Below are 24709 nucleotides of genomic sequence, written 5' to 3'. Positions count from 1 at the left end.
GTGTGGGCTTGCAGGACCGTTGGCGCCATGGATGGCGCCATCGAGCCCCCATGGACGGGTTTACGGCGTGTCCCTGCAAGCCCACACCGCCCCGCCATCCTTCGGAATGCACGCTGTTGCTGCTGCTTCGGCCATTGCCCTTGCTTGAAAGCCTCTGCGGGTGCCGGGCGCCGCCCGGCCGACTTCCGCCACTTGCGGTGGCAGCGACGGCCCACTAGCCTTCGGCCGTCGTTCACCACCCAAGGACCGCCCGTGAAACACCGTCATCTCCTGCTGGCCTCGGCAATCGCCGCCGCCACGCTGGCCCTGGCCGCCTGCAAGAAGGAAGCTGCCCCAGGCACCGATACCGCCAGCAGCAGCGCTCCGGCCGGTGAAACCGCCGACCAGTTCGTGGCCCGCATCAATGCCGAATTCAAGGCCGCTTACCCGGAGATGACCTCGGCGCAGTGGCTGTCCTCCACCTACATCAACGGTGATTCGGAACGCATTGCGGCCAAAGCCAACGAGCGTTCGCTCACCCAGCTCAACAGCTGGATCGAACAGGCCGCCAAGTTCGACGGCAAGCCGATGAGCGAGGACAGCAAGCGCGCGATCCACCTGCTGAAGCTGATGTCGTCGATGCCGGCGCCGCGCGACCCGGCCAAGCTGGCCGAGCTGACCCAGATCGCCACCCGCATGGAAGGCAGCTACGGTGCCGGCAAGTACTGCACCGATGCCAATGATCCGAACTCCTGCCGCCAGCTGGGCGAGCTGGAACAGGTGCTGGCGCGCAGCCGCGACTACGACAAGCAGCTCGACGCCTGGCAGGGCTGGCACAGCACCACCAAGAGCATGCGCGGCGACTACCAGAAGTTCGTCGGCCTGGTGAACGAGGGCGCCAAGGGCATGGGCTTTACCGATGCCGGCCAGATGTGGCGCAGCGGCTATGACATGCCGCCCGAACAGATCGGCCCGGAAACCGACCGCCTCTGGGAACAGGTCAAGCCGATGTACGAGCAGCTGCACTGCTACGCACGCGGCAAGCTGGACAAGACCTACGGCAAGGACAAGGCCGAAGTGGGCAACGGCCTGATCGCCGCGCACCTGCTGGGCAACATGTGGCAGCAGGACTGGTCGAACCTGTGGGACCAGCTGGAACCGTACCCGGGTGCCGGCAGCCTGGACATCACCGCTGCACTGGAAAAGCAGTACCAGACCAACCTGAGCGCGGCGCTGGCCAAGGCCGGCAAGGACGCCAACGTAGCGGCCCAGTACAAGGCGCAGCGCGAAGCCGAACTGCGTACCGCCAAGCAGATGACTGAACGCGCACAGGACTTCTATGTGTCGCTGGGCATGCCGTCGCTGCCGCAGTCGTACTGGGAACGCACCCAGTTCATCAAGCCCGACGACCGCGATGTGGTCTGCCACGCCAGCGCCTGGGACATGAACATGGAAGGCGATGTGCGCACCAAGATGTGCATCAAGCCGAACGAAGAGAACTTCACCACCATCTACCACGAGCTGGGCCACATCTATTACGACCTGGCCTACAACCCGCTGCCGCCGCTGTTCCAGGGCGGTGCCAACGATGGCTTCCATGAGGCGATCGGCGACACCATCGTGCTGGCGATGACGCCCAAGTACCTCAGCTCGATCGGCCTGGTCGATGCACCGACCGAGAGCCGCGAAGCGGTCATCAACAACCAGATGCGCATGGCGCTGTCGGGCGTGTCGTTCCTGCCGTTCGGGCTGATGATCGACCGCTGGCGCTGGGGCGTGTTCGATGGTTCGATCACCGCCGACAACTACAACAAAGCGTGGTGGGACCTGAAGGCCAAGTACCAGGGCGTGGCCCCGGCCAGCCCCCGTGGCGAGGAATTCTTCGATCCGGGCGCGAAGTACCACGTGCCGGGCAACACCCCGTACACCCGCTACTTCCTGGCCCGCATCCTGCAGTTCCAGTTCTACAAGGGCCTGTGCGATGCAGCCGGCTACAAGGGCCCGCTGCACGAGTGCACCTTCTACGGCAACAAGGAAGCCGGCCAGAAATACTGGGCGATGCTGAGCAAGGGTGCCAGCCAGCCGTGGCAGGCCACGCTGAAGGAGCTGACCGGCACCGACAAGCTCGATGCCGGCCCGATGATCGAGTACTTCACTCCGGTCAACGAGTGGCTGAAGCAGCAGAACGAAGGCCAGATGTGTGGCTGGCAGGCCAACGCCGCCCCGGCGGCGAAATGAGAAAAGGGGCGGGTCCGCAAGGATCCGCCCCCTTCTGTAGCGCCGGCCGCTGGCCGGCAGCTTGTGAGACCACAAGGCCCTTCAATGCGCTGCCCTTGGAAACGGGACATCTTTCCAATCTCCGTGGGCCAGTTCAGCGGAGTGCATTGTTCATGGCCTCGCGCCGCGCCGGCATGAATACATGAATGCCGCAGGCATCATCCACGGGCTTCATATCCAACTGGCTCCTCCCGGGAGAGGCTTCGAACTGCCTCAGTCTTGCCACCAATCGTGCCACGCCTGAAGTCGCCACGATCGACATTGCCTCGGCAACCTCCAATTCGCGGTATACCTCCCACAACCTCGCCAAGCCGTCACTACCGACGAGAACGTGGAGCGGCCTGCTGACGCTGAAGGAGATTACCGTTGCGTTCATGGCACTCCCCGCGCTAATCGTCAGCGCACTCGTGTCCACGTTGCGTTGCTGCTGTACGCGCCTTATCCGCAGGGCCTCGAGTTTTGCGCCACAGAATCCTGATGCTGGCTTCCACGCATTGAGACAAGCGGGCTCTGCGGTAATTCGCCTGCGCATTACATCTGCCCCCAGATCGTCCTGCACAACGTTGAAGAAGCAGTCTGCATACCGATAGACCGTCATCTCCACCTGGCCATCGAATTCGCTGATTTCCACCAGGACAGCCGCAGCCACCGGCCAACTCCACTCGGCGGCGACACCCTCAGAGCGTTCATCGAACTCGCGCTTGAGCTGGTCGATGATCTGCGCCAGCACGGACGTATCAAACGCGCGTTGACTGAACTCTGCCTTCAGACCCTCCGACAAGCGTCGCGCAAACCAGCCAGAATTGGATTCACCAGAAAAAACGGTAAATGGCTGGTCACTGAGCGGAGAGCCGCCATCAATCACCCAGATCAGGAGGCTGTCCCCTCGCGACAGATAACCCACCACATCCTCGTTCGGAACGTCCACATAGGCACCGCTGCATGCCTGGTCAATCCAGAACTCGGTCATACATTGACCTCAGTCGCCTTGGACATCGCGACTTGGAGAGTGCGGAGCCCTCCAGAGACGACTCGCTCATCCATGTAGTCATGTCGCAGGGACATTTCAATCGCGTCCGCGTCGCCAGGATCGAGAATGAACTCAGCCACCAGGCGAGGCTTGAAATTCATGAACGACAGCAGCACCAGCTCCTTGTGAGCACGGGACCAGACGGTGGGCTGACTGAACCTCACTCCCCGAAGCATCGATTCACTTCCAGCGGCTATTTTCCATATTTCTGCGATGCAGTCATAGTCAAGCCCATTTACTTCGCCGAACCTTCTGATCGCGGAATTGGCGCGGGTAAATGCTGGAACACTCGGGATGCAGAAGACACTGTCCAGCGCAGGCTCCTCCAATACCAGAACTCCGGAAACACTCAAACGACTGAGCAACCCATTCACGATCCGGGCGCGTTCCTTGAGGTGCAGCAGAGTAAACCGACAAGTGATCAGATCGAACTCGTCTCCAACGCCATCCCATTCTTCGATCTCTCTGAGATCAGCCACCGTGTAGCTGACGTTCCTGATGCCCAAAAGATCGGCTTCACGGGCAGACAAGGCCACTTGCTGCTCACTCGAATCCACACCCAACACGACCGAATCCGGACGCACCTTGGCCATCCATCGGGAGATGGACCCATGCCCGGCCCCCACTTCCAGGATCCTGCCTTTCCTGTCAGGAAGGTAGGTCTCGATGAACTCTTTCGTGCTGGCATCGTAAATATCGGCCGTTATGAGAAGGCGCTTCCTATCCCGCTCCCCGGTAGCTAGCGGATACTCCAGATCGCGCGCCGGAATCTGCCCCTCGTCTACACTCGACCACTGCTCAAGCTGCAATGCAGCGGACCAGTAGTACTCAGGCACATCCTCTGGCCGGGCCCCAACCACTTCCACCCATCTGAAGTCCGCATGTTCGTCGCTTAGACGGATCGCGCCCCCAGCATGCCCGCACCTGTAGAACACGAGCAGGACGCTCTTCCCTGGAACAATCGCGCAGGAGCGGCTGCCAAGGTAAGCAGCCTCTGTCACGACCAGCCCACACTCCTCAAGCACTTCCCGCGAAAGGGTTTCTTCCAGACTTTCTCCAACGTCAGGACGCCCTCCTGGAAGCTCAAGTTCGCCTCGCGGATTCCGTAGAAACAACACCCGCCCGCTTGAGTCTGCGATGACAGCCTTGACACTCACCGGGCTCATGGCCCTACTCCCAGCGGCTCGTGTCCGCGCGCATAGGCAGGCTCAGCGACCAGCCGACGCTGCCGCTCCGTGAGAAGAGATGCATCGAATGGGATGGAAGGAGCTTCCGAGTGGTTCGGGGTGGCAGGCAGTATCGTCAACGCCGTGTGCTCAGGCGGCCGGCGGAAATACGAGTGATTGTTCATATAGCGCGCGAAAACGGCACGCCGCTGGCTTGATCCTGCCACAGCGTACGTGCCATGAACCAGCGCCTCTGAGAATACCAACGCGTCACCCGCATCAAGAGGGATGTGCCGCAACAGCTCATTGCCCTCGAGCTGCCGGCACGCGTCCGGCACCGGAAAGTTTGCGCGGTGAGAGCCGGGAATGCAGCAGAAGTGATTGTGGGAGATCCCGTTGTCAGTCAGCGCGTACTGAACACCTATGAGACCTGCGTGGACACGGCCATTCCGCACCCAGTAGTAGATGCCTTCGTCGAACATGTCTGCGTGATGGTGTAGGTTACCTGCGCTGCTCACAAATCTCTCGCTGGCACAGAACATGTGGTCCATACGGAACCGCCCCCTGAACACAGCTGTCAGGAAGCAGAAGACCGGCTCTGGGTCAACCAGCTGCCGCCACTCGTCACCCCAGTCCAGATTGACGTCATGAAGTGGCCCGTTCTCCAGGTGTTGCGACCAGTACTGCTGAAGTCTGCAAATATGCTCGGGGTCAAGGACGCCACGGAGGATGACGTAGCCGTTGAGGTCAAACTCGAAGTAGAGCTCTTCGATGGATTTCAAGGCACAGCACCTCTCGTCCATTGTGAAGGTTGGCGCGCATGAAGTTGGATTGCACGCATCCTTTTATCCACCTTTTCTCCACGGACATCACTTCTATCTCGCATGACACTTCTGTAAGGAAATTCCGGAAAATCTGCATCTGTGACCTGTCCCACGTCCAGATGCTTCGAGTTTCCAGCGATCCAGCCCGCCGTCATGAAATAGAGTTTCTGAGAACGGAGTAGTCGTTCCGTACCTTGCCAAGGTAAGCGGTCGTTGCGCTGACGCTTTCAACTCAGGACACAAGTGAAAATCGCCTCATGGCGTCTCGTCGCCGATGACCGAGTACTTCACTCCGGTCAACGAGTGGCTGAAGCAGCAGAACGGAGGCCAGATGTGTGGCTGGCAGGCCAACGCCGCCCCGGCGGCGAAATGAGAAAAGGGGCGGGTCCGCAAGGATCCGCCCCTTTCTGTAGCGCCGGCCGCTGGCCGGCAGCTACGCGATGAAGACCCAGCGGCCGGCTTTTCCGGAATGCCTGTCAGCTGTCCTTCTTCGCCGCCATCGCCGCGGCCAGTTCCGCCTTGAATTGCTCGAAGGTCTGGCCCTTCTCTTTCGCTTCGGCGTGCGCGGCGTCGCGCAGCGCATCGGAGTACATCAGGCGCACCGGCGTGCCGTTGCGCTCGTGCAGTTCACCGGCCTGCATGATCAGCGCCAGTACCTGTGCGGCGGAGTCACTGTGGCCGGCGATACGGCCGTCCATGCCCAGCACCCATTCGCCGTCGCGGCGCACGACACCGGCCAGCAGGGTGCGCTGCGCGTCGCGCAGTTCGGCATGCGGCTCCACCGGCGAGGCCTGGGCAGCGGCCTTGTTGGCGGCCTGCTTTTCCTGGCGACGGCGCTGGTCGCGGCGGGTCTTGGAGCTGGTGGACATGGTGCAATACCGCTGCGAGGGGGGCGCAAGGATAGCGCACCCCACCCGCCACGCCGCTTCACACCCCCTCAATCCAGCACTTTGCCGTGCCGCCAGTAGCCCATGAAGGTGATCGCGCGGCGGTCCAGCCCGCAGTCGCGGACCAGATGGCGACGGATCGCCATCACCGCCCCCGCTTCGCCTGCCACCCAGGCATACAGCGGCCCGGCCACGCTGGCATCGGCCTGTTCCCAGAGGATCTGCGCGTCAACGTCGATCTCTTCCAGTTCGTCGCCAGCGGCCACGCTCGAGGCGGCTGCCAGCCGCGCCTGCACCGCCTGCAACAGCGGCGCCCCGTACGCCGCGCGCCCGCGTGGCAGCCAGACCAGCTCGGCGGTAGCCGGTGCCTTCAGCGGCACCGCGTCGCCGGCCTGCGCCACTTCCAGCAAGGCCAGCGTACGCGGCGGATCCACCATGGCCGCCAGTTCCTCAAGAATGCCAGCCACCGCCGGTAACGCGGTTTCATCGGCCACCAGCAGCACCTGGCCGACGCCGGCCGGCGGCTTCCATTCCCAACCTTCACTGCTGTCGGCGCAGTCGGCATCGGGAGCCAGCAACACCACACGGTCGCCGGGGCGTGCATGGATGGCCCAGCGTGAGGCCGGCCCGGTCTCGCCATGCAGCACGAAATCAACATCGACCTCGCCCAGCTCTGCACGCAGCTGGCGGATGGTGTAGGTGCGCATCGGCGGGCGCTGATCGTCCGGCAGCGCCCGGTAGCGCGGATACCAGTCCTCGCCGCAGGGCACCTGCGGCAGGTCCTGCCCGGGCAAGGGGAAGAACACCTTGATGCGCTGGTCCGGGCCTTCGGTCTTCATCCGCGCCACGTCGGCGCCGGTGAACACCATGCGATCCAGGGAAGGGGAAAGAACGCGGCGCTCCTTCAGCGCCACCTCGAACAGGCGGTAGGTCTGCTGCGCAGCCATTTGGGGGAAACCTCATGCAACGACATCGGATCGGCTGGCTGTCGTGCATCCACGCACCGGCTGGCTGGAGTGCCCAGCCTAGTCCGGCCGTTCCCTGCCGCAAGTGTTTCGGGCATCGCGGCCCGCCCTACCCCTGCGCGCTGCTCAGTGACCCGTGCAGGCTGCCTGCGCCGCACGCTCGCGCTGGTGTTCCCAGTACCAGAACACGAAACCGGCGCCGAAGAACGCCGCCTGGCCCAGTGCCAGGTGCAGCGGGCTACCGCTCAGCAGTGGTGACACCACGCCGGCCACCACGGTGCTGATCATCAGCTGCACAAAGGCCTGCAGCGACGAGGCCAGGCCGCGCTGATGCGGGTACATGTCCAGTACCGCCAGCGCCAGGATCGGGAAGATCAGCGCCATGCCCATGCCCCCCAGGAAGATCGGCAGTACCGCCCATGGCAGTACGAACTGTGGCGACAGCACCACGTAGCCAACGTTCAACAGCACCGACAATGCGCACAGGCCGAAACCAATGGAGACCTGGCGGGTGGGCGTGGTGTGCCCGGCCATGCGCCCGGACAGGAATGAGCCGGTGGTCATGCCGCCGATGGTCGGGATGAACAACCAGGCAAACCCGCCCTCGCCCAGGTGCAGGTGCTGCATCACGAACACCGGCGCCGAGGAGATGTACAGGAAGATTCCACCAAAGCCGATGCTGCCGGCCAGCGCCAGGCGCAGGAAGCGTGGATTGAAACCGATGCGCACGTAATCACGCATCAACGCGCGCGGTGACAACGGCACGCGCGCTTCGACCGGATGGGTCTCGGGCAGGTAGCGTGCAGTGGCCGCCAGCAGGACCAGCCCGAACACCACCAGGAACCAGAAGATCAGCGGCCATCCCGCGCCACTGAGCAGGATCCAGCCACCGATGATCGGCGCGATGGCCGGGGCGATGCCGAACAGCATGGACACCTGGCTCATCAGCCGCTGCGCGTCATGGCCGTGGTACAGGTCGCGGATCACCGCGCGGCCGACGATCATGCCGACACCCGCCGACAGGCCCTGCAGCGCGCGGAAGGCCAGCAGCGTGGTCAGGTCGGTGGACAGTGCGCAGCCCACCGAGGCGCCGACGAACACCACCAGTCCACCGAGGATCACCCGCTTGCGGCCCCAGGCGTCGGACAGCGGGCCGTGCGCCAGGCTCATCAGGCCGTAGAACAGCAGGTACACGCTGATGGTCTGCTGCACCGCCACCTCGTCCACCGCCAGGCGCCGGGCCAGCTGCGGGAAGGCCGGGAAGATGGTGTCGATCGAGAACGGGCCGAACATGGCCAGGCCGGCAAGCAGCAGGGCCATGCGGCGGGTGGACGGAGCAACAGCGGCTGTCATGGGAAAGGCGTCCGGCAGGGCCATGCGCGGCACGCACGGCGGGCGCCGGTCCCCGTCTGCAGGGAGGGCGCCAGATGAATTCGGGTATCTGGCCATCATAGGTGGGGATTGCGCCTGATGCCATGCAGCGATGCACAAAACGCACGTCCGGGCCATCGGCCATTCAGGCGCAGCGGCCAGGCCCGTAGACGGCCAGCGGGCCCGCAACGGGCTATAATCGGCGGGCAACACGGTGGGAGAAGCGGAACACCGCTGCCGAAGGCGCAACGCCCGTAATCGCTCAGGCCCGATACCACCCGTAACAGAACTCTGGAGAGACCGGTTCGATCCGGCGCCGAAGGGGCACGAAGCTGCGGTCCGCCGCGCTTTTAAACTCTCAGGCAAAAGGACAGAGGGGCGCCCCGCAGACCGCCGACCGGCGGCTTGTGCCCGTGCGTGTGCCCTTTCCTGACGGATCCTTCGCCATGTCCCAGAACACCCCTTCCCTGCGTGAGCTCGAGCACCACAATGCGTTCGTCGAGCGCCACATCGGCCCCAACGATGCCGAGATCGCGCAGATGCTCGACGTCGTCGGCCACGCGTCGCTGGATGCGATGACCGATGCCATCGTGCCGGCCAAGATCAAGTCGCCGGCGCCGCTGGCGCTGCCGGAGTCGATGACCGAAGTGCAGGCACTTGCGAAGATCCGCGCGATCGCCGACAAGAACACCGTGCTGCGCAGCTTCATCGGCCAGGGCTACTACGGTACCCACACCCCGAACGTGATCCTGCGCAACATCCTGGAAAACCCGGCCTGGTACACCGCCTACACCCCGTACCAGGCCGAGATCTCGCAGGGCCGCATGGAAGCGCTGATCAACTTCCAGACCCTGTGCGCCGACCTGACCGGCATGGAGATCGCCAACGCCTCGCTGCTGGACGAAGCCACCGCCGCCGCTGAAGCGATGACCCTGGCCAAGCGTTCGGCCAAGTCGAAGTCGGACACCTTCTTCGTGCACGACGCCGTGCACCCGCAGACCCTGGAACTGCTGCGTACCCGCGCTGAACCGATGGGTATCGTGCTGCGCGTCGGCACCCCGGCCGAAGCACTGGAAGCGGAAGCCTTCGGCCTGCTGCTGCAGTACCCGGACACCTTCGGCCAGATCGGCGATTACAAGGCCCTGGTCGAGGCCGTGCACGCACGCGGCGGCCTGGTGGCCGTGGCCACCGACCTGCTGGCGCTGACCCTGCTGGCCGCACCGGGCGAATGGGGCGCGGACATCGTGGTCGGCAACAGCCAGCGTTTCGGCGTGCCGTTCGGCTTCGGCGGCCCGCACGCCGCGTTCATGGCCTGCCGTGACGCCTACAAGCGCTCGATGCCGGGCCGCCTGATCGGCGTTTCGGTCGATGCCCAGGGCAACCCGGCCTACCGCCTGACCCTGCAGACCCGCGAGCAGCACATCCGCCGCGAGAAGGCCACCTCCAACATCTGTACCGCACAGGTGCTGCTGGCGGTGATGGCCTCGATGTATGCGGTCTACCATGGTCCGGAAGGCCTGACCCGCATCGCCCGGCGCACCCACCGCCTGGCCTCGATCCTGGCTGCGGCACTGCGCAACGCCGGCGTGCAGGTCGGTGGCGACTTCTTCGACACCCTGCACATCACCGGCGTGCATGCCGATGAGATCCACGCCAAGGCACGCGCCGCCGGTTACAACCTGCGGGCGATCGACAGCGACTCGGTCGGCATCAGCCTGGACGAGACCGCCACCCGCGCCGACGTGGTCGCGCTGGCCGCCGTGTTCGGCGCGCAGGCTGACGTCGAGGCGCTGGACGCCAGCACCGCCGACGCGCTGCCGGCGGGCCTGCTGCGCCAGTCCGCGTTCCTGACCCACCCGGTGTTCAACACCCACCACAGCGAGCACGAACTGCTGCGCTACCTGCGTTCGCTGGCCGACAAGGACCTGGCGATGGACCGCACGATGATCCCGCTGGGCTCGTGCACCATGAAGCTCAACGCCACCGCCGAGATGATCCCGGTGACCTGGCCGGAGTTCTCGCAGATCCACCCGCTGGTGCCGGCCGACCAGGCGCTGGGCTACAAGGAACTGATCGACACGCTGGAAGCGATGCTGGTCGAATGCACCGGCTACGACGCGGTCAGCCTGCAGCCGAACTCCGGCGCGCAGGGCGAGTACGCCGGCCTGCTGGCGATCCGTGCCTACCACCGCTCGCGCGGCGAAGGCCACCGCGACATCTGCCTGATCCCGGACTCGGCGCACGGCACCAACCCGGCCTCGGCGCAGATGTGCGGCATGAAGGTCGTGGTGACCAAGACCGATGCCAACGGCAACGTCGACGTCGAGGACATCCGCCTCAACGCCGAGAAGTACAGCGACCGCCTGGCCGCGATCATGATGACCTACCCGTCCACGCACGGCGTGTTCGAGGAAGAGGTGGTCGAGATCTGCGAGATCATCCACAAGCACGGCGGCCAGGTGTACACCGACGGCGCCAACATGAACGCCCTGGTCGGCGTGGCCAAGCCGGGCAAGTGGGGTTCGGACGTTTCGCACCTGAACCTGCACAAGACCTTCTGCATCCCGCACGGCGGTGGTGGCCCGGGCGTGGGCCCGTGCGCGGTCAAGGAGCACCTGGCCCCGTTCCTGCCGGGCAAGCTGGGTGAAAACGGCCCGGTCGGCATGGTCAGCGCGGCCAGCTTCGGCAGTGCTTCGATCCTGCCGATCAGCTGGATGTACATCGCGATGATGGGCCGCGAAGGCCTGCGCAAGGCCACCCAGGTCGCGCAGCTCAACGCCAACTACATTGCCAAGCGCCTGGCTCCGCACTTCAAGACGCTGTACACCGGCCGTAACGGCCTGGTGGCGCACGAGTGCATCCTGGACGTGCGCCCGCTGGAGAAGACCAGCGGCATCGGTGCCGAGGACGTCGCCAAGCGCCTGATCGACTTCGGCTTCCACGCCCCGACCCTGAGCTTCCCGGTGGCCGGCACGCTGATGGTCGAGCCAACCGAGAGCGAGTCGCTGCACGAGCTGGACCGTTTCATCAACGCGATGATCCAGATCCGAGAGGAAATCAGCGCGATCGAAGACGGTCGCCTGGACCGCGAGGACAACCCGCTGAAGAACGCCCCTCACACCGCCACCGCGGTGACCGCCAGCGAGTGGACCCACGCCTATCCGCGCGAACTGGCCGCCTTCCCGCTGGCCAGCCTGAAGCAGAGCAAGTACTGGCCGCCGGTGGCACGCGTCGACAACGTGTACGGTGACAAGAACGTGATGTGCGCCTGCATCCCGGTCGATGCCTACAAGGATGATGAAGTCGAGGCTTGATTCCTCACTGCATCGATAAAGAAAACGGCCCGCGCAAGCGGGCCGTTTTCATGAGGGCGTGTGGACCAGGGTCCACACCCACAATTACCCGATCACGGGTCCGGCATCTGCCCCAGGCTCAGCTGCCACGACACCCCGAAGCGGTCCTGCACCCAGCCGTAGCGATTGCTGAAGTCGTAATCACCCACCGGCATCAGCCAATGGCCGCCCTCGCCCAGCACACGTGCCGCACGTTCGAACTGCTCGGCACCGGAACACTCGACGAACAACGAGATCGACGGCGAGAAGGTGAAATCGTGCACGTCCAGGCTGTCAAAGCACAGGTAATGCGTGCCACCGAGCAGGAAGATCGCCTGGCGGACCTGGCCGGGCACGCCGGCGCCGGCCCCCTCGGGGTGGCGTTGCAGGGCCAGCAGGCGGAAATCGGCGAAGGCTTCGGCGTACAGGGCCAGGGCGGCCTCGGCCTGGCCGGTGAACATCAGGAAGGGACGGCTGCGCAGCATGCGGTACTCCTGGTCGACGGGCCGCTGGCGGCCCACGCGATCAGGATGGCACGGCGGATGTATGCCTGCTGTAGAGCCGAGCCCGCGCTCGGCTGGCGGCTACGCGAACAGCAGCCAACCACAGGGTCGGCTCTACAGAAACCACGGCAACCGCGGCCGACCGTAGGTTGGGTTCTACAGCGGCAGTCACGCCTGGCGCATGCGCCGTGCGATGGCGCTGCCGGCGGCAATCGTGGCGGTCAACGCCACCATCGACAGGAACTGCAGGCGGGTGTGCGACTCACTCAGCAGCAGGCCGAAGATCAACGCCAGGATCGCCAGCGCGCAGCAGGTCAGCCACGGGAAACCGGCCATGCGGAACGGCAGGCGGGTACCCAGGCGATCGGCGCGGCGGCGCAGTACCAGCTGCGAAACCAGCGACAGCGTCCACACCAGCAGGCAGGTGGAACCGACGATGTTGAGCAGTACCGGCAGCACCCGGTCCGGGAACAGCAGTTCCATCACCGTCGCAGCGAAACCGAACAGCACGCTGGCCAGCACGGCGATCACCGGCACCTGGCGCGGATCGGTCCAGCCCAGCACCGCCGGCGCCTCGCGGCGCTGCGCCAGCGAATACATCATGCGCGAGGCGCCGTAGAGGTTGGCATTGAGTGCCGACAGCAGCGCGATCACCGCGATCAGGGTGATCGCAGTGCCGGCGCCCGGAATGCGCGCGATGTCCAGCACGGCGGCAAAGGGCGACTTCAGTGCTTCGCTGGTCCAGGGCACCACGGCGATGATCACGCTCAGCGAGCCGATGTAGAACACCAGGATGCGCCAGGCCACGGTACGGATGGCACGGGCGATGCTGCGTTCGGGATCTTCGGTTTCGGCCGCCGCAACGGCAACGATTTCGGTGCCACCGAAGGCAAAAACGACAACCAGCAGCGCCGCACCGATCCCGGCCAGGCCCTTCGGTGCGAAACCACCGTGTTCGGTGAAGTTGCTCAGGCCAGGTGAGGTGACCTGCGGCAGCCAGCCCATCAGCAGTGCCACGCCGATGCCAATGAAGGCCAGGATCGCCGCCACTTTCAGGATGGCGAACCAGAATTCGAACTCGCCGAAGTTCTTCACCCCGAGCAGGTTGATCGCAGTGAAGAACAGCATGAAGGCCAACGCAGCCATCGGCACCGGCACCACCGGCCAGACCGTGGCAAGCAACCCGGCCGCACCGACCGCCTCGGCGGCGATCACGATCACCAGCTGCACCCACCACAACCAGCCGACCGTGGCGCCAGCGGTGGCGCCCATGGCATCGGCGGCGTACACCGAGAACGCGCCGCTGGTCGGTTTGGCCGCCGCCATCTCGCCCAGTGCGTTCATCACGATGATCACCAGCGCGCCAGCGACCAGATACGAGACCAGAACCGCCGGACCGGCCGCCTGCACACCCACGCCCGAGCCGAGGAACAGGCCGGCGCCGATGGCACTGCCCAGGCCCATCATGATCAGCTGGCGGGGCTTGAGCGAATGTCCGAGGCGGGACGGCGAAGCGGTCGGAATCGAGTTGGGCATCGGCGGGGCTGGCGGCGGGCTACAGGGGCGACACCTTACCCTGTCCCGTGCCCACGGGGATAGGCACAGCGCAGCAGGCGGCTCAGGCCAGTGCGGGCTCGCCGACGTTGCCGCCGATACGGGCGCGATAGGCGCGCGGCGAGAAACCGGTTTCAGCCTTGAACTTGCGGGTGAAGGCACTCTGGTCGCTGAAACCGCAGGCCTGCCCGATGCAGGCAATGCTGTCGTCGCCATGCAACAGGTGCATGGCCATCTGGATCCGCAGCCGGGTCAGCACCTGCTGCGGGGTCATCTGGAACACCTTGCGGAAACTGCGTTCCAGCTTGGACAGCGAGAAGCCGGTGATGTCCAGCAGGGTCTGCATGCGCACGTTCTCGGCGTAGTGCGCGTTGAGGTGGGCCAGGGCCAGCCGCAGCTGCTCGTACTGGGCGCCCAGGCTGTCCTTCTGGCCCAGGTCGCGGGAAATGCCGATCAGGCCCTCGATGGCGCCATCGACCAGCAGCGGTCGCTTGCAGGTCAGGCACCAGCCCGGTTCGCGGTTGGCGAACAGGTGCAGCTCCATCAGGTTCTCGATCACCTCGCCGGACAGCACGCGGGCGTCCTGGTCGACATAGTCCGCGCTGAGGCCGGTCGGGTAGATCTCGGCTGCCGTGCGCCCGATCACGTCCTTGCGCGCGCGCAGGCCCAGCCGTCGCAGCATGGTCTGGTTGACGTGGGTGTACCGCCCCTGGCGGTCCTTGATGAAGAACAGCACGTCCGGGATGGCGTCGAACAGGGCTTCGATGTCGGCGGGCTCGACTCGCATGGGGCAAGCATACCCGAGCCTGCTTTTGCCTGTACGTTCACCTCTGCCGGACCTCGGTTTAACGGGGCTGGTTCCAGTGTCGTGGTTCCTTCTGATGATTCGGAGCCAACGTCAATGGCCGCCAGCAAGCCGACCGGCAAGCGCTCAATCGCCCCTGCCGAAAACCACCGCCGGGGCGACGGCGATGAACTGCACCAGCAGGCCGGGGGCACCCATCCGGTGATGACCACCGATCAGGGCATCCCGGTGGCGGACAACCAGAACTCCCTGCGGCAGGGGCCCCGAGGGCCCACGCTGCTAGAGGACTTCCTCCTGCGCGAGAAGATCACCCACTTCGATCACGAACGCATTCCCGAGCGCATCGTGCACGCACGTGGCAGCGCGGCACATGGCTACTTCGAGTTGACCCGGTCTCTGGCCGCCCACACCCGGGCGCGCATCCTGACCGAGGTAGGCGTGAAGACGCCCGTGTTCACCCGCTTCTCGACCGTGGCCGGTGGCGCAGGCTCGGTGGACACCCCGCGCGACGTGCGCGGCTTCGCGGTCAAGTTCTATACCAAGGAGGGCAACTGGGATCTGGTTGGCAACAACATCCCGGTGTTCTTCATCCAGGACGCCATGAAATTCCCGGACCTGGTGCACGCGGTGAAGATGGAACCGGACCGTGCGTTCCCACAGGCCGCCACGGCCCACGACACCTTCTGGGACTTCATTTCGCTGATGCCCGAATCAATGCATATGATCATGTGGGCAATGAGCGACCGTGCCATTCCGCGCTCGCTGCGCATGATCGAAGGCTTCGGCGTGCACAGCTTCCGCCTGCTGAACGAGGCCGGCGAGTCGACGTTCGTTAAGTTCCACTGGCGGCCGAAGCTGGGCATCCAGTCAACGGTCTGGGACGAAGCGCTGAAGCTGCAGTCAGCCGACAACGACTTCCATCGCCGTGACCTGTTCGAGGCCATCCAGCGCGGCGACTTTCCCGAGTGGGAGCTGGCGGTGCAGCTGTTCACCGAAGAAGAGGCCGACGCATTCCCGTTCGATCATCTGGACCCGACCAAGATCATCCCCGAATCGCTGGTGCCGTTGCAGGTGATCGGGCGCATGGTGCTGGACCGCTGGCCGGACAACTTCTTCGCCGAGACCGAGCAGGTAGCCTTCTGCCCGGCCAACGTGCCTCCGGGCATCGACTTCAGCAATGATCCGCTGCTCCAGGGCCGCCTGTTCTCCTACCTGGACACCCAGCTGCTGCGACTTGGCGGCCCGAACTTCCACCAGATCCCGGTGAATGCCCCGAAGTGCCCGTTCGCCAATCACCACCGCGACGGCCACATGCAGATGCAGGTGCCCAAGGGCCGCGTGGCCTACGATCCCAGCTCGCTGCAGGACGACACCCCGCGCGAGACACCGGCCGGTTTCCGCAGCCATGCCAGCGCCGACGATGGCCGCAAGGGCCGCACGCGTGCGGAGAGTTTCGCCGACCACTACAGCCAGGCCCGGATGTTCTTCCGCAGCCTTGAAAAGCCGGAGCAGGCGCACCTGGCATCGGCGCTGGTCTTCGAGTTGTCCAAGGTGGAAACGCTGAAGGTGCGGGTGCGCACCGTCAGCCACCTGCGCAACATCGACGAATCGCTGGCCCGGCGCGTGGCCGATGGTCTGGCGTTGCCTGCACTGCCCGACGCGGCGCCGACTGCTACCCCGGTGCGGGACATGCCCCCCGCTCCCGAGGTGCGCGTGATCGGGCGCAACAAGCCCATCCTGCAGGGTCGCTGCATCGGCGTCCTGTTCGATGAGGGCTCCGATGCCCGCGTGATCGCCAGCCTGAGCAAGGCCGCTCGGAAGGCAGGTGCGGAGGTGAAGCTGGTGGCACCAAAAGTGGGAGGCGCCACGCTGAGCGATGGGGCGATGCAGGCGGCGGATGGGCAACTGGCGGGCACGCCATCGGCTGTGTTCGATGCGGTGGCCGTGGTGCTCAGCCCGGAAGCCGCGAAGGCCTTGTCGAAAGAGAGTGCAGCCGTCGAATTCGTCAGCCAGGCGTGGGCGCACCTGAAGGCCATCGCCAGCGACGCAGGCGGCCAGACGCTGCTGAAGGCGGCGCGGGTCGGCAACGATGCCGGCATCGTCGAAGCGGAAGACGCCAAGGCCTTCCTGGCGGCGGCCGCCACCCGCCAATGAGCGCGTGAACCGAAGCTGCGCCTGCTGGCCTGACCACTACAACAGGAGAACCGTCATGCCCCGTGGTGACAAATCCGCATATACCGAGAAACAGAAGCGCCAGGCCGAGCACATCGAGGACAGCGAGCGCGAGCGCGGCGCAAGTGAAGGCACCGCCGAGCGCATCGCCTGGGCCACCGTGAACAAGCAGGACGGTGGCGGCAAACGTAGCGGCAGCGCACGCAAGGGTACGAAGAAGGCGGCGAGCAAAAAGGCGGCCAGCAAGGCGCCTGCCAGGAAGTCAGCCGCAAAAAAGGCCACGACCAAGGCGACGGCCGCGAAGAAGGCGCCTGCGAAGAAGGCGGCGGCAAAGAAGGCACCGGCTCGTAAGACGGCCGCCAAGAAGGCCGCAAAGAAGACAGCGGTCAAGAAGGCCGGTACAGCCACCTCGCGCAGTGCTGCAGCGAAGAAGGCGGCCAAGACCCGTGCGGCGAAGAAGACCGTGCGCAAGGTGGCGGCCAGGAAAGCGGCACGTACCCGCGCCCGCAGCTGAGCGCATCGTTCAACGCGGCAACGTCCTCATCCACGCGGCCACTTCGGCTGCAGCTGCGTCGGCACGCGCCTGCAGCAGCAGATGTGGCCCCTCCAACGACACATGGCGGGCATCGGGCAACAGGGCCTGCAGCTCGGCCACGCTGGGCGGCCACAGCAGGCGGTCGTGGCACGCGTGCAGGCACAGCGTCGGCACCTGGATTGCTGGCAGCAATGCACGCACGTCGACCCGCAGGGTCGCTGCGGCGCGTTGCCGCAACGTGCTCGTCGGAGTCCTGGCCAACGCATCGCGCAGCATCGACGTGTGCCCGCGGGTGTACCACGGCCCCAGCAACAGGCGCGCCAGCAATGCCACGGGAGGCAGCGGCCAGGCCGGCGACAGCAGGGCTGCGCTGGCTGCCGGCAGTGGCACCGGCCGACGCGCAAAGGTCGCTGCAAGCACCAGTCCGCGCAGCCCGGTGGGATGGCGCGTGGCCAGTTCAACAGCCAACGGGCCCGAGAAAGACTCGGCGAGCAGGATGAAGGGACGACTGGGCAGCTGCGACCACAGCCGTTGGGCAAGCGTGGCGTGATCCTGCGGTCCCTGCGCGGGCAGCGTGATCGCCTGCGTTGTCAGACCGTAAGCCTGGAGTGCCGACAGGAACGGGGGCGACAGCCTGCTGGAGCCATCCAGACCGGGCAGCATCAGCACGTGCTGCGGCGCGGCCGATGCAGGGAAACAGATCGGCGTTTCCTCGCTCCCGATTCCCATGCCACCTCCTTTGCTGGCAAGCATCACCCACATCGGCAGGCAACGGAACCCCTGCTCCGGCTGTCCTGCTGCTTTGCCGGCCAATGTTGGGCAATACTACCCGCTCTGCCGCGGGACGCGGCTACCCGGGAGAGCCGTTGATGCGATGGACCTGCGCGCTGGCCATGATGCTGCCACTGAACAGCTCCGCCAGCGATGGTTGGATAAATGGGGATGGCAAGGCGTTGACGGAGACCGATGCCATGAAATCCAGCGGCGGCTTCGCGGCATCGCTGCTGGTCACTTCCGATGCCGACTGGCGGGCCAAGTGGGAGACCCCGCCGGAGACCACTCCCGGCTTCAACGAGGCCAACGAAGTCCACCTGGGCGGTGAGTTGTTCCTGCTGACATTCCTCTCCAACCCGCAACTGGACGAGAACCGCGTACCCAAGGTGCACTGCGATCTGCGCATGCTGCGCCCGGACGGCAGTACCAGTATCGACGAACGCGATGTTCCCTGTTTCACCGCCGCCCTGACCGGCCCGCCAAACCTGCTGTACATGACCAACCTGCACCTGAAGTTCGTCGCCGAGGCCGGTGATCCCAAAGGCACGTGGACTGCGCAGGTGGTGGTCCGGGATCTGCTGCGGAAGGTGAGCCTGCCGCTGCAGGCCCGCTTCGACGTCCGTTGAACCGGGGCATGCGGATGAAGATGCGGCGACTCCTGAGCTGGACCGGTCTTGCGCTTTGCGTGGTCTACCTGCTGTTGACCGCATGGCTGGTTCACGGCGCGCAGTCGGAGGGGGACCCGAAGGGTACCTATATCCTGATGGCGCTCCCCATCACCCTGCAGTCTGCCGCACTCGATGCCATCGGCGCAGGCGGCCTGCTGCGTGGCAAGCCCTGGTCGACCGCATATGCAGTGCTGGTTCCGCCAACACTGCTGTTGCTGTACGCAGCCGGCTGGCTCATCGAACGCTCAGCCCGCGGGCGCTAGCCCGCGGCATCGTTCCGGTGGGTGCATCGACGCCCTGCATGCGGGACATCGCAGGCAGGGCGCCATCCAGTATCCAGTTACAGGTCGCTTACGCCGCCCGCGCCGGCATGACCGGCATGCGCGGCCCCTGCTCCAGCTGGAATACCGCCACTGACGTGGTCAGTGCATGCGCCTGTTCTTCCAGCGCGCGGCTCGCGGCAGTGGCTTCTTCCACAAGCGCGGCGTTCTGCTGGGTCACCTGGTCCATCTGCACCACCACCTGGTTGACCTGCTCGATGCCGGCGGCCTGCTCCTTGCTGGCCGCTGCGATGTCGCTCATCAGCTGGGTGGTGCGCGAACTGGCCTGCGCCACGCGTGCGATCGCGGCTTCCGATTCAACGGTCACCGCCAGGCCACTCTTCACCTTGGAAGCGGCGTCCTCGATCAGTTCCTTGATCTCCTTGGCGGCGACACCGGCACGCTGTGCGAGCGTGCGCACTTCGCTGGCGACCACGGCAAAGCCACGGCCCTGCTCGCCTGCACGCGCAGCTTCCACTGCGGCATTCAGCGCCAGGATGTTGGTCTGGAACGCGATGCCGTCGATCACCGTGGAGATTTCCGAGATGCGCGCCGAGGACTGATCAATTTCGCCCATCACCGATGCCATCTGTGCCATCGCCTGCTCGGTCTCGCGCACGGCGGCACCGGCGGCATGCGCTTCGCTGTCGGCCTGACGGGCCAGTTCGGCGTTCTGGCGTACGGTGGAGGTCAGCTCCTCCATCGACGCGGCCGCTTCTTCCAGATTCGCGGCCTGCTGCTCGGTGCGGCGCGACAGGTCGTTGTTGCCGGCGGCCAGTTCCTGGGCCGCGTTGTTGATGCTGTCGGCAGCCACCTGGATGCCGCGGACAATGCCGGTCAGCTGCGCGGTGGTGGTGTTGGCATCGTCGCGCATGCGCGCAAACACGCCGTCGTACTCGCCCTCCATGCGTGCGGTCAGGTCGCCATGCGAGATCGCGCGCAGCACGTCGGAAACATCGGCGATGCTGGCCTGCGAACTGGCCATCATGCCGTTGAGGTGCTCGACCATCGTCTTGAACTGGTACTGGAACGCAGCGGCATCGCCACGCATGCTGAAATCGCCGGCGCGTGCGGCACGGGCCAGTTCATCGATCTGCGCGTTGATCGCCATCAGGCTCTGCTTCACCGCTGCCAGGGTGCGGGTCAGCGTGCCCTTCTCGCCCGGGTAGTCCGGCAGGTCGCGGCTGAGGTCACCCATGGCGTAACGCTGCATCACCTCGGCCATCAGCAGTTCCACCTGCACGTGCGACTCCACCAGGCTGTTGGTGGCCTGCACCATGCGGCCGAAATCACCGGGGAACGCACTGGCGTCCATGCGATAGCGGATTGCACCGGCCTCGTGCTGCTCGGCCATCTGCAACTGCGCGCCGATCGCCGCCTGCACACTCTGGCGCACGCTGGCCATCGCCTCGCCCAGCTGGGTCAGCTCGTCGCGGCCACCGAGGCGGAACTCCTGGTCCAGCTGTCCCTTGGACAGGCGCTCGGCCAGGTTCACCGCGCGCGCCAGCGGACCGGTCAGGCTGCGGCCGATCATCACCGAGGCACCGATGCCCACCAGCAGCGCGACGCCGCCCAGCACCAGCAGCTGCAGCAGGCTGCGCTCGCCCAGGCGGATCGCCTCGGCGGCAGCCTCACGGCTTTCCTTCTCCTCGAAGTCCACGCCATCGGACAGCGCCTTGTTCCAGCCGTTGGCGGCTTCCTGCACCGGACCCAGGGTCAGCGCCACGGCGCCCGGGTAGTCGCCCTGCTCCATCAGTTCGCTGGTCTGCTTGTTGAGCGGGCGCGCGATGGCACGCTTGGCCGCGATGGTTTCCGCGATGGCCTTGCCCTCCGCATCGCCTGGCAGTGCCTGGTAGGCGGTCCAGCTGGCCTCATAGCGCTTGACCAGATCGGCAATGCGCTTCTCATCGCTGCCGCGGTCTTCGCCCTGACGGATCAGCATCTCGCGGCGCACCACCATCATCTGGTTGTTGGCGTCGAGCATCTGCGACAACAGGCGCACCTTGGCCACGCTGACGTCGACCACCTGCTGCATCGCGCGCTTCTGCACGACGCTGGCGGTGGCGCCGGTGGCCACTACGGCGGCAACCAGCAGCAGCAACAGGCCAAAGCCCAGCCCAAGACGCCAGGCAACCCTGACGTTCCTCAAGTAGTTCATGGGGGTATCCAAAACGGGGGGATGTGGCCTTATCGGCGGCACGGCAGGCAATCTTGATCGCCGCCCATCGACGGCGTCGGCCACCGTTCACCTTGGTGAGTCCCCGTCCCAGCGGCACCTGCCGGTGCCAGCCGGCCGCAATGACATGCCTGCTCATGCGGGTATCAGATCCCTTTCACGGCGGCTCCGCACCGTCTGCGGGCAAGGTGGCGGCGTACCTGCTGGAGATCCCAATGCGCTCATCTGTGTCCCGATCCACCCTGCTCGCAATCTCGCTGCTGGCGTCCCCGGCCTTCGCGCAGGCGCCGCCGCCCAACCTGCCCGCCCCCATTGCCGAGAAGGCTGGCCCGGACACCGCAGTGCGCTCCGCACTGCATGCCCAGGTGCTGCTGGATCGTGCGAACTTCTCTCCGGGCCAGATTGATGGTGAGGTAGGCAGCAACCAGCGGCGGGCGGTGTCAGGCTTCCAGACGGCACACGGCCTGACCGTAACGGGTGAGCTGGACGACGCCACCTGGAAGGCTCTGCAGGCCGATACGATCACGCCGCTGGCCAGCTACACGCTGACTGCTGAGGATGTCGCCGGCCCGTTCCAGCCGATACCGAAAGGACCCGCCGCCCAGGCCAAGCTGAAATCGCTGGGCTACAGCAGTGTGGAAGAAGCCTTGGGCGAGCGCTTCCACGCGTCCCCAGAGCTGATGAAGATGCTCAATCCCGGCGTGGATCTGACCAGGGCTGGCAGCCGCATCCAGGTCCCCAACATCGCCCCGGCCGCATTGCCGAAGGCCGCCAGGATCGTGGTCGACAAATCCGACTCCACGCTGCAGCTACTGGACGCGCAGGGCAAGCTGATCGCGCAGGTGCCGGTGTCATCCGGCAGCCAGCACGACCCGCTGCCGATCGGCGAATGGAAGATCCTGGGCGTTTACCGCGACCCGCCGTTCCACTACAACCCCAAGCTGTTCTGGGATGCACGCAAGGGCGAAAAGAAAGCCACGCTGCCGCCCGGCCCGAACAATCCGGTCGGCCGGGTCTGGATCGACCTGTCCAAGCCGCATTACGGCCTGCATGGCACGCCCGAGCCCGGCCATGTCGGCAAGACCGAGTCGCATGGCTGCGTACGCATGACCAACTGGGATGCGCTGCGCGTGGCCGACGCAGTGGACACCTCGGTGCCTGTCGTGATGCAGGAGTGAGTCGATGCGTCTTTCGCAACTGATCGTGCTGGGTGTTCTGCTGGGATTGGGTGCAGGTTGGTGGCTGCACCGCGATATGGATGAGCCGGTGACCGACGCGCTGCCGGAAGCGCCATCGACGGTGGCCGCCGCGCCGGTGACGGAACCGGTAGCGCCAGGCGCAACAGTCCCACCCGCCTCCACCGCGCCGCCGGCCGCGCAGACTGCGGATGCACCGCCCGGGTTACTGCTGCCGGTGCAGGGCATCCTGCCCTCGCAGCTGCGCGATACCTTCAGCGATGCACGCAGCGAGGGCCGCGTACACGATGCCATCGACATCATGGCCGATGCCGGTACGCCGGTGCTGGCGGTGGCCGATGGCACGGTGGAAAAACTGTTCGACAGCGAGCGCGGTGGCCTGACGATCTACCAGTTCGAGCCCAGCGGGCATTGGTGCTACTACTACGCGCACCTGCAGCGCTACGCCGATGGCCTGGCCGAGAAGCAGGTGATCAAGCGCGGCGAGGTGATCGGTTATGTAGGCAGCACCGGCAACGCCAATGCCGACGCGCCGCATCTGCATTTTGAGGTACACGTGCTGGGGCCGGAGAGGCAGTGGTGGAAGGGGGAATCGATCAACCCCTACCCATTGCTGCGAGCAGCCGGACGCTGACGCGTCAGCCGATCACGCTGCATGCGGCGCGCAGGCCTTCCTGCAGCCTGTTCACTTCGGCCATCCATTCGTCCAACGAGTCGGATTCCTCTTTCAATTCCCGCAGTTCACAGTCCTCGGCCTGTACACGCTGGACAGCGAGTTGTGCAAGCAACAACATCGCTGACGATGGCACCTGATTGCATGCCTTGACCCAAGCGAGTAACGCTTCTTCCTCGGCAATGGCAGCCGTCGGCTGGCCCAACAGTGCCAGCACCACCTCTGCAGCCGCGACCGCCCTGCCCGCTTCAGGTGCCTCTAGGTAATCATCGGGGTTGATAGCCGCGCGCAGCGCTTCCTCCACTATCGAGAGATCCGTGCATTCCGTCAGATCGCAGGCCAGATCGCAGGCATCGTCATTATCAAATGAACCGTGTCCCCATGCGCCCATGTGATTGCTCCTAATTGGCAGGCAGATACCGTGCAGGACCCGCACGGTAGTCATCCATCATGTTGCTGGCGACGAGTCTCCGCCAGCGCAAGCTGCATGCAAGACGCCATGCGTGGCGGCAGCCATTGGCACGCGGCGATCCCCGGCAGACTCCCGCCTGTCGTCCCGTGTTGATTTAAGGTGAAAAGCGACAAGATCCTGTTCAGACCGATGAAGCGCCGTGGTCGCGTAGAGACTGGATTCTCCGCAACCAACAGTGCCGCGCGCACTGCAGCGACGCTCCACCCGCGCATGAAGACCAACGGCAGGTCGATGCGGCTGAATTGAACCGCCCTTTGACGTCAGCGCAGAAGGACCGGCGGGTTGTTACCCGGTATGGGCATGATCCTACCCCTCTCGGGCAAGTTTCCGGTGATCCATGAGTGCCACCACACTGGGTCTGGCACTACCTCGCGGGAGTGCGGCGCTGCCAGCGCCGCAAGGTGAACGTGAACACCGCCAAGGCAGCCCCCGGAATCAGCAGCAACAGCGCCGCCATCTTCCAGAAGAAGAACGGCCACAGCCAGAGGTAGTCGAGGTCGGTCAGCTTCAGTAGATCCAAGGGTGGCTGCAGCTCGATGTCTGCCGCGCGCCCCTCGAGCGCAGGGTCCACCTCCAGCACGGTTACCCGCAGCCATGAACGGCCACATGGCAATGCATCGCCGCGGCCATAACCAAAGTAGGACGCCATGAGGCCGCTGGATTCAACCGATGCCAGTCTGCGGTTGATGCCCTGCCCGGCCACTCCCGAACGCTCTTCTGCGCGGAAGTCTCCATGATCGGTGGGAGTATCGATGCGCAGCAGCACTTCAGGGTCAGCCTCAGTACCGTCCGCGGCATACCGCAGTCGCAGCCGCAGTGGGTCATCGATGAGGCGGTAGACCGTCACCTCAGCCGTCGCGCCCGGGCTCAGCAGCAGCGGCAGGGTCTGGGTGCGCGAGGCCAGATGATTGGCGATGGCGCCCAGCGCCAGCACCACGCAGGCGACGCCCCACAGGCTCCACAACACCCACAGGGTGATCCGCACCACGGTCTCGCCTTTCACGCTGGCATCCTGGTCATCGCTTCGCTT

21 protein-coding genes and 1 riboswitch are annotated in these 24709 nt (G+C 65.3%); of the genes, 8 read left to right on the top strand and 13 right to left on the bottom strand.

Annotation, left to right across the window (positions count from 1 at the left end; all coding sequences use genetic code 11):
- Nucleotides 1–252 precede the first annotated feature (252 nt).
- Nucleotides 253–2217 (top strand): M2 family metallopeptidase, encoded by a 1965-nt coding sequence (locus AC10QF_RS16600; RefSeq protein WP_494542527.1) that lies wholly within the window; start codon nucleotides 253–255, stop codon nucleotides 2215–2217.
- Nucleotides 2218–2350: 133 nt separating this feature from the next.
- Here the strand turns inward: AC10QF_RS16600 and AC10QF_RS16595 are convergent, their stop codons facing one another.
- The 6 genes from AC10QF_RS16595 to AC10QF_RS16570 all read right to left on the bottom strand — a co-directional run bounded on the left by AC10QF_RS16595 (nucleotide 2351) and on the right by AC10QF_RS16570 (nucleotide 8481).
- Complete coding sequence (locus AC10QF_RS16595; protein WP_494542526.1) at nucleotides 2351–3226, bottom strand: hypothetical protein; 876 nt, start codon at nucleotides 3224–3226, stop codon at nucleotides 2351–2353.
- Nucleotides 3223–4452, bottom strand: coding sequence for an NUDIX domain-containing protein (locus tag AC10QF_RS16590; RefSeq protein WP_134972689.1), 1230 nt, complete (start codon nucleotides 4450–4452; stop codon nucleotides 3223–3225). Before AC10QF_RS16590 ends, AC10QF_RS16595 begins: the two co-directional genes overlap by 4 nt.
- Nucleotides 4449–5234, bottom strand: coding sequence for a phytanoyl-CoA dioxygenase family protein (locus AC10QF_RS16585; RefSeq protein WP_494542525.1), 786 nt, complete (start codon nucleotides 5232–5234; stop codon nucleotides 4449–4451). The genes AC10QF_RS16590 and AC10QF_RS16585 overlap by 4 nt, the downstream gene beginning before the upstream one ends.
- Before the next feature lie 518 nt (nucleotides 5235–5752).
- Nucleotides 5753–6145, bottom strand: a complete 393-nt coding sequence (locus AC10QF_RS16580; protein WP_494542524.1) for a hypothetical protein — start codon at nucleotides 6143–6145, stop codon at nucleotides 5753–5755.
- A gap of 68 nt (nucleotides 6146–6213) precedes the next feature.
- On the bottom strand, nucleotides 6214–7110 hold the full coding sequence (locus tag AC10QF_RS16575; protein WP_053500681.1) for a siderophore-interacting protein: 897 nt from the start codon (nucleotides 7108–7110) through the stop codon (nucleotides 6214–6216).
- Between the two features lie 144 nt (nucleotides 7111–7254).
- On the bottom strand, nucleotides 7255–8481 hold the full coding sequence (locus AC10QF_RS16570; protein ID WP_053500685.1) for a multidrug effflux MFS transporter: 1227 nt from the start codon (nucleotides 8479–8481) through the stop codon (nucleotides 7255–7257).
- A gap of 299 nt (nucleotides 8482–8780) precedes the next feature.
- A riboswitch (glycine riboswitch) is annotated at nucleotides 8781–8883 on the top strand.
- 62 nt (nucleotides 8884–8945) lie between these two features.
- Between AC10QF_RS16570 and gcvP the strand changes: the two genes are divergently transcribed.
- Complete coding sequence (gene gcvP, locus AC10QF_RS16565) at nucleotides 8946–11813, top strand: aminomethyl-transferring glycine dehydrogenase (RefSeq protein WP_111177744.1); 2868 nt, start codon at nucleotides 8946–8948, stop codon at nucleotides 11811–11813.
- A 92-nt stretch (nucleotides 11814–11905) separates the two neighbouring features.
- Here the strand turns inward: gcvP and AC10QF_RS16560 are convergent, their stop codons facing one another.
- The 3 genes from AC10QF_RS16560 to AC10QF_RS16550 all read right to left on the bottom strand — a co-directional run bounded on the left by AC10QF_RS16560 (nucleotide 11906) and on the right by AC10QF_RS16550 (nucleotide 14675).
- Nucleotides 11906–12316 carry a VOC family protein gene (locus AC10QF_RS16560; RefSeq protein ID WP_005418291.1) on the bottom strand — a complete coding sequence of 137 codons (411 nt, stop codon included), beginning with the start codon at nucleotides 12314–12316 and terminating at the stop codon, nucleotides 11906–11908.
- Nucleotides 12317–12502: 186 nt separating this feature from the next.
- A complete protein-coding gene (locus AC10QF_RS16555) occupies nucleotides 12503–13870 on the bottom strand; it encodes an amino acid permease (protein ID WP_494542523.1) in 1368 nt (455 codons plus the stop codon).
- An 82-nt stretch (nucleotides 13871–13952) separates the two neighbouring features.
- On the bottom strand, nucleotides 13953–14675 hold the full coding sequence (locus tag AC10QF_RS16550; RefSeq protein WP_005418296.1) for a helix-turn-helix transcriptional regulator: 723 nt from the start codon (nucleotides 14673–14675) through the stop codon (nucleotides 13953–13955).
- 114 nt (nucleotides 14676–14789) lie between these two features.
- Here AC10QF_RS16550 and AC10QF_RS16545 point away from each other — a divergent pair, with 114 nt between their 5' ends.
- Nucleotides 14790–16847 (top strand): catalase, encoded by a 2058-nt coding sequence (locus tag AC10QF_RS16545; protein ID WP_494542522.1) that lies wholly within the window; start codon nucleotides 14790–14792, stop codon nucleotides 16845–16847.
- 55 nt (nucleotides 16848–16902) lie between these two features.
- On the top strand, nucleotides 16903–17379 hold the full coding sequence (locus tag AC10QF_RS16540; protein ID WP_494542528.1) for a hypothetical protein: 477 nt from the start codon (nucleotides 16903–16905) through the stop codon (nucleotides 17377–17379).
- A 9-nt stretch (nucleotides 17380–17388) separates the two neighbouring features.
- Here AC10QF_RS16540 and AC10QF_RS16535 read toward each other — a convergent pair whose 3' ends face one another.
- Nucleotides 17389–18129 (bottom strand): alpha/beta fold hydrolase, encoded by a 741-nt coding sequence (locus AC10QF_RS16535; RefSeq protein WP_065178227.1) that lies wholly within the window; start codon nucleotides 18127–18129, stop codon nucleotides 17389–17391.
- 242 nt (nucleotides 18130–18371) lie between these two features.
- Between AC10QF_RS16535 and AC10QF_RS16530 the strand changes: the two genes are divergently transcribed.
- Entirely contained in the window at nucleotides 18372–18800 is a 429-nt protein-coding gene (locus AC10QF_RS16530) for a hypothetical protein (protein WP_231109044.1), read from the top strand.
- Between the two features lie 14 nt (nucleotides 18801–18814).
- Complete coding sequence (locus AC10QF_RS16525; RefSeq protein WP_032954416.1) at nucleotides 18815–19105, top strand: hypothetical protein; 291 nt, start codon at nucleotides 18815–18817, stop codon at nucleotides 19103–19105.
- An 88-nt stretch (nucleotides 19106–19193) separates the two neighbouring features.
- On the opposite strand, the gene AC10QF_RS16520 is transcribed toward AC10QF_RS16525, so the two are convergent.
- Nucleotides 19194–21320: a methyl-accepting chemotaxis protein gene (locus AC10QF_RS16520; RefSeq protein WP_095378358.1), complete on the bottom strand. Its 2127-nt coding sequence runs from the start codon at nucleotides 21318–21320 to the stop codon at nucleotides 19194–19196.
- A 233-nt stretch (nucleotides 21321–21553) separates the two neighbouring features.
- On the opposite strand from AC10QF_RS16520, the gene AC10QF_RS16515 reads away from it, so the two are divergent.
- Together AC10QF_RS16515 and AC10QF_RS16510 are read left to right on the top strand one after the other, a co-directional pair.
- Nucleotides 21554–22516 carry a L,D-transpeptidase family protein gene (locus AC10QF_RS16515; RefSeq protein WP_164093585.1) on the top strand — a complete coding sequence of 321 codons (963 nt, stop codon included), beginning with the start codon at nucleotides 21554–21556 and terminating at the stop codon, nucleotides 22514–22516.
- A 4-nt stretch (nucleotides 22517–22520) separates the two neighbouring features.
- On the top strand, nucleotides 22521–23168 hold the full coding sequence (locus tag AC10QF_RS16510) for a M23 family metallopeptidase (protein ID WP_494542521.1): 648 nt from the start codon (nucleotides 22521–22523) through the stop codon (nucleotides 23166–23168).
- A 4-nt stretch (nucleotides 23169–23172) separates the two neighbouring features.
- Here AC10QF_RS16510 and AC10QF_RS16505 read toward each other — a convergent pair whose 3' ends face one another.
- Together AC10QF_RS16505 and AC10QF_RS16500 are read right to left on the bottom strand one after the other, a co-directional pair.
- Nucleotides 23173–23598, bottom strand: coding sequence for a DUF4259 domain-containing protein (locus tag AC10QF_RS16505; protein WP_180886269.1), 426 nt, complete (start codon nucleotides 23596–23598; stop codon nucleotides 23173–23175).
- 445 nt (nucleotides 23599–24043) lie between these two features.
- Nucleotides 24044–24682 carry a hypothetical protein gene (locus AC10QF_RS16500; protein ID WP_494542520.1) on the bottom strand — a complete coding sequence of 213 codons (639 nt, stop codon included), beginning with the start codon at nucleotides 24680–24682 and terminating at the stop codon, nucleotides 24044–24046.
- Nucleotides 24683–24709 lie beyond the last annotated feature (27 nt).

The organism is Stenotrophomonas maltophilia complex sp. Om-AH-Sm3 (genome assembly GCF_059337855.1).
This window is presented reverse-complemented; position numbering and strand designations above follow the sequence as displayed.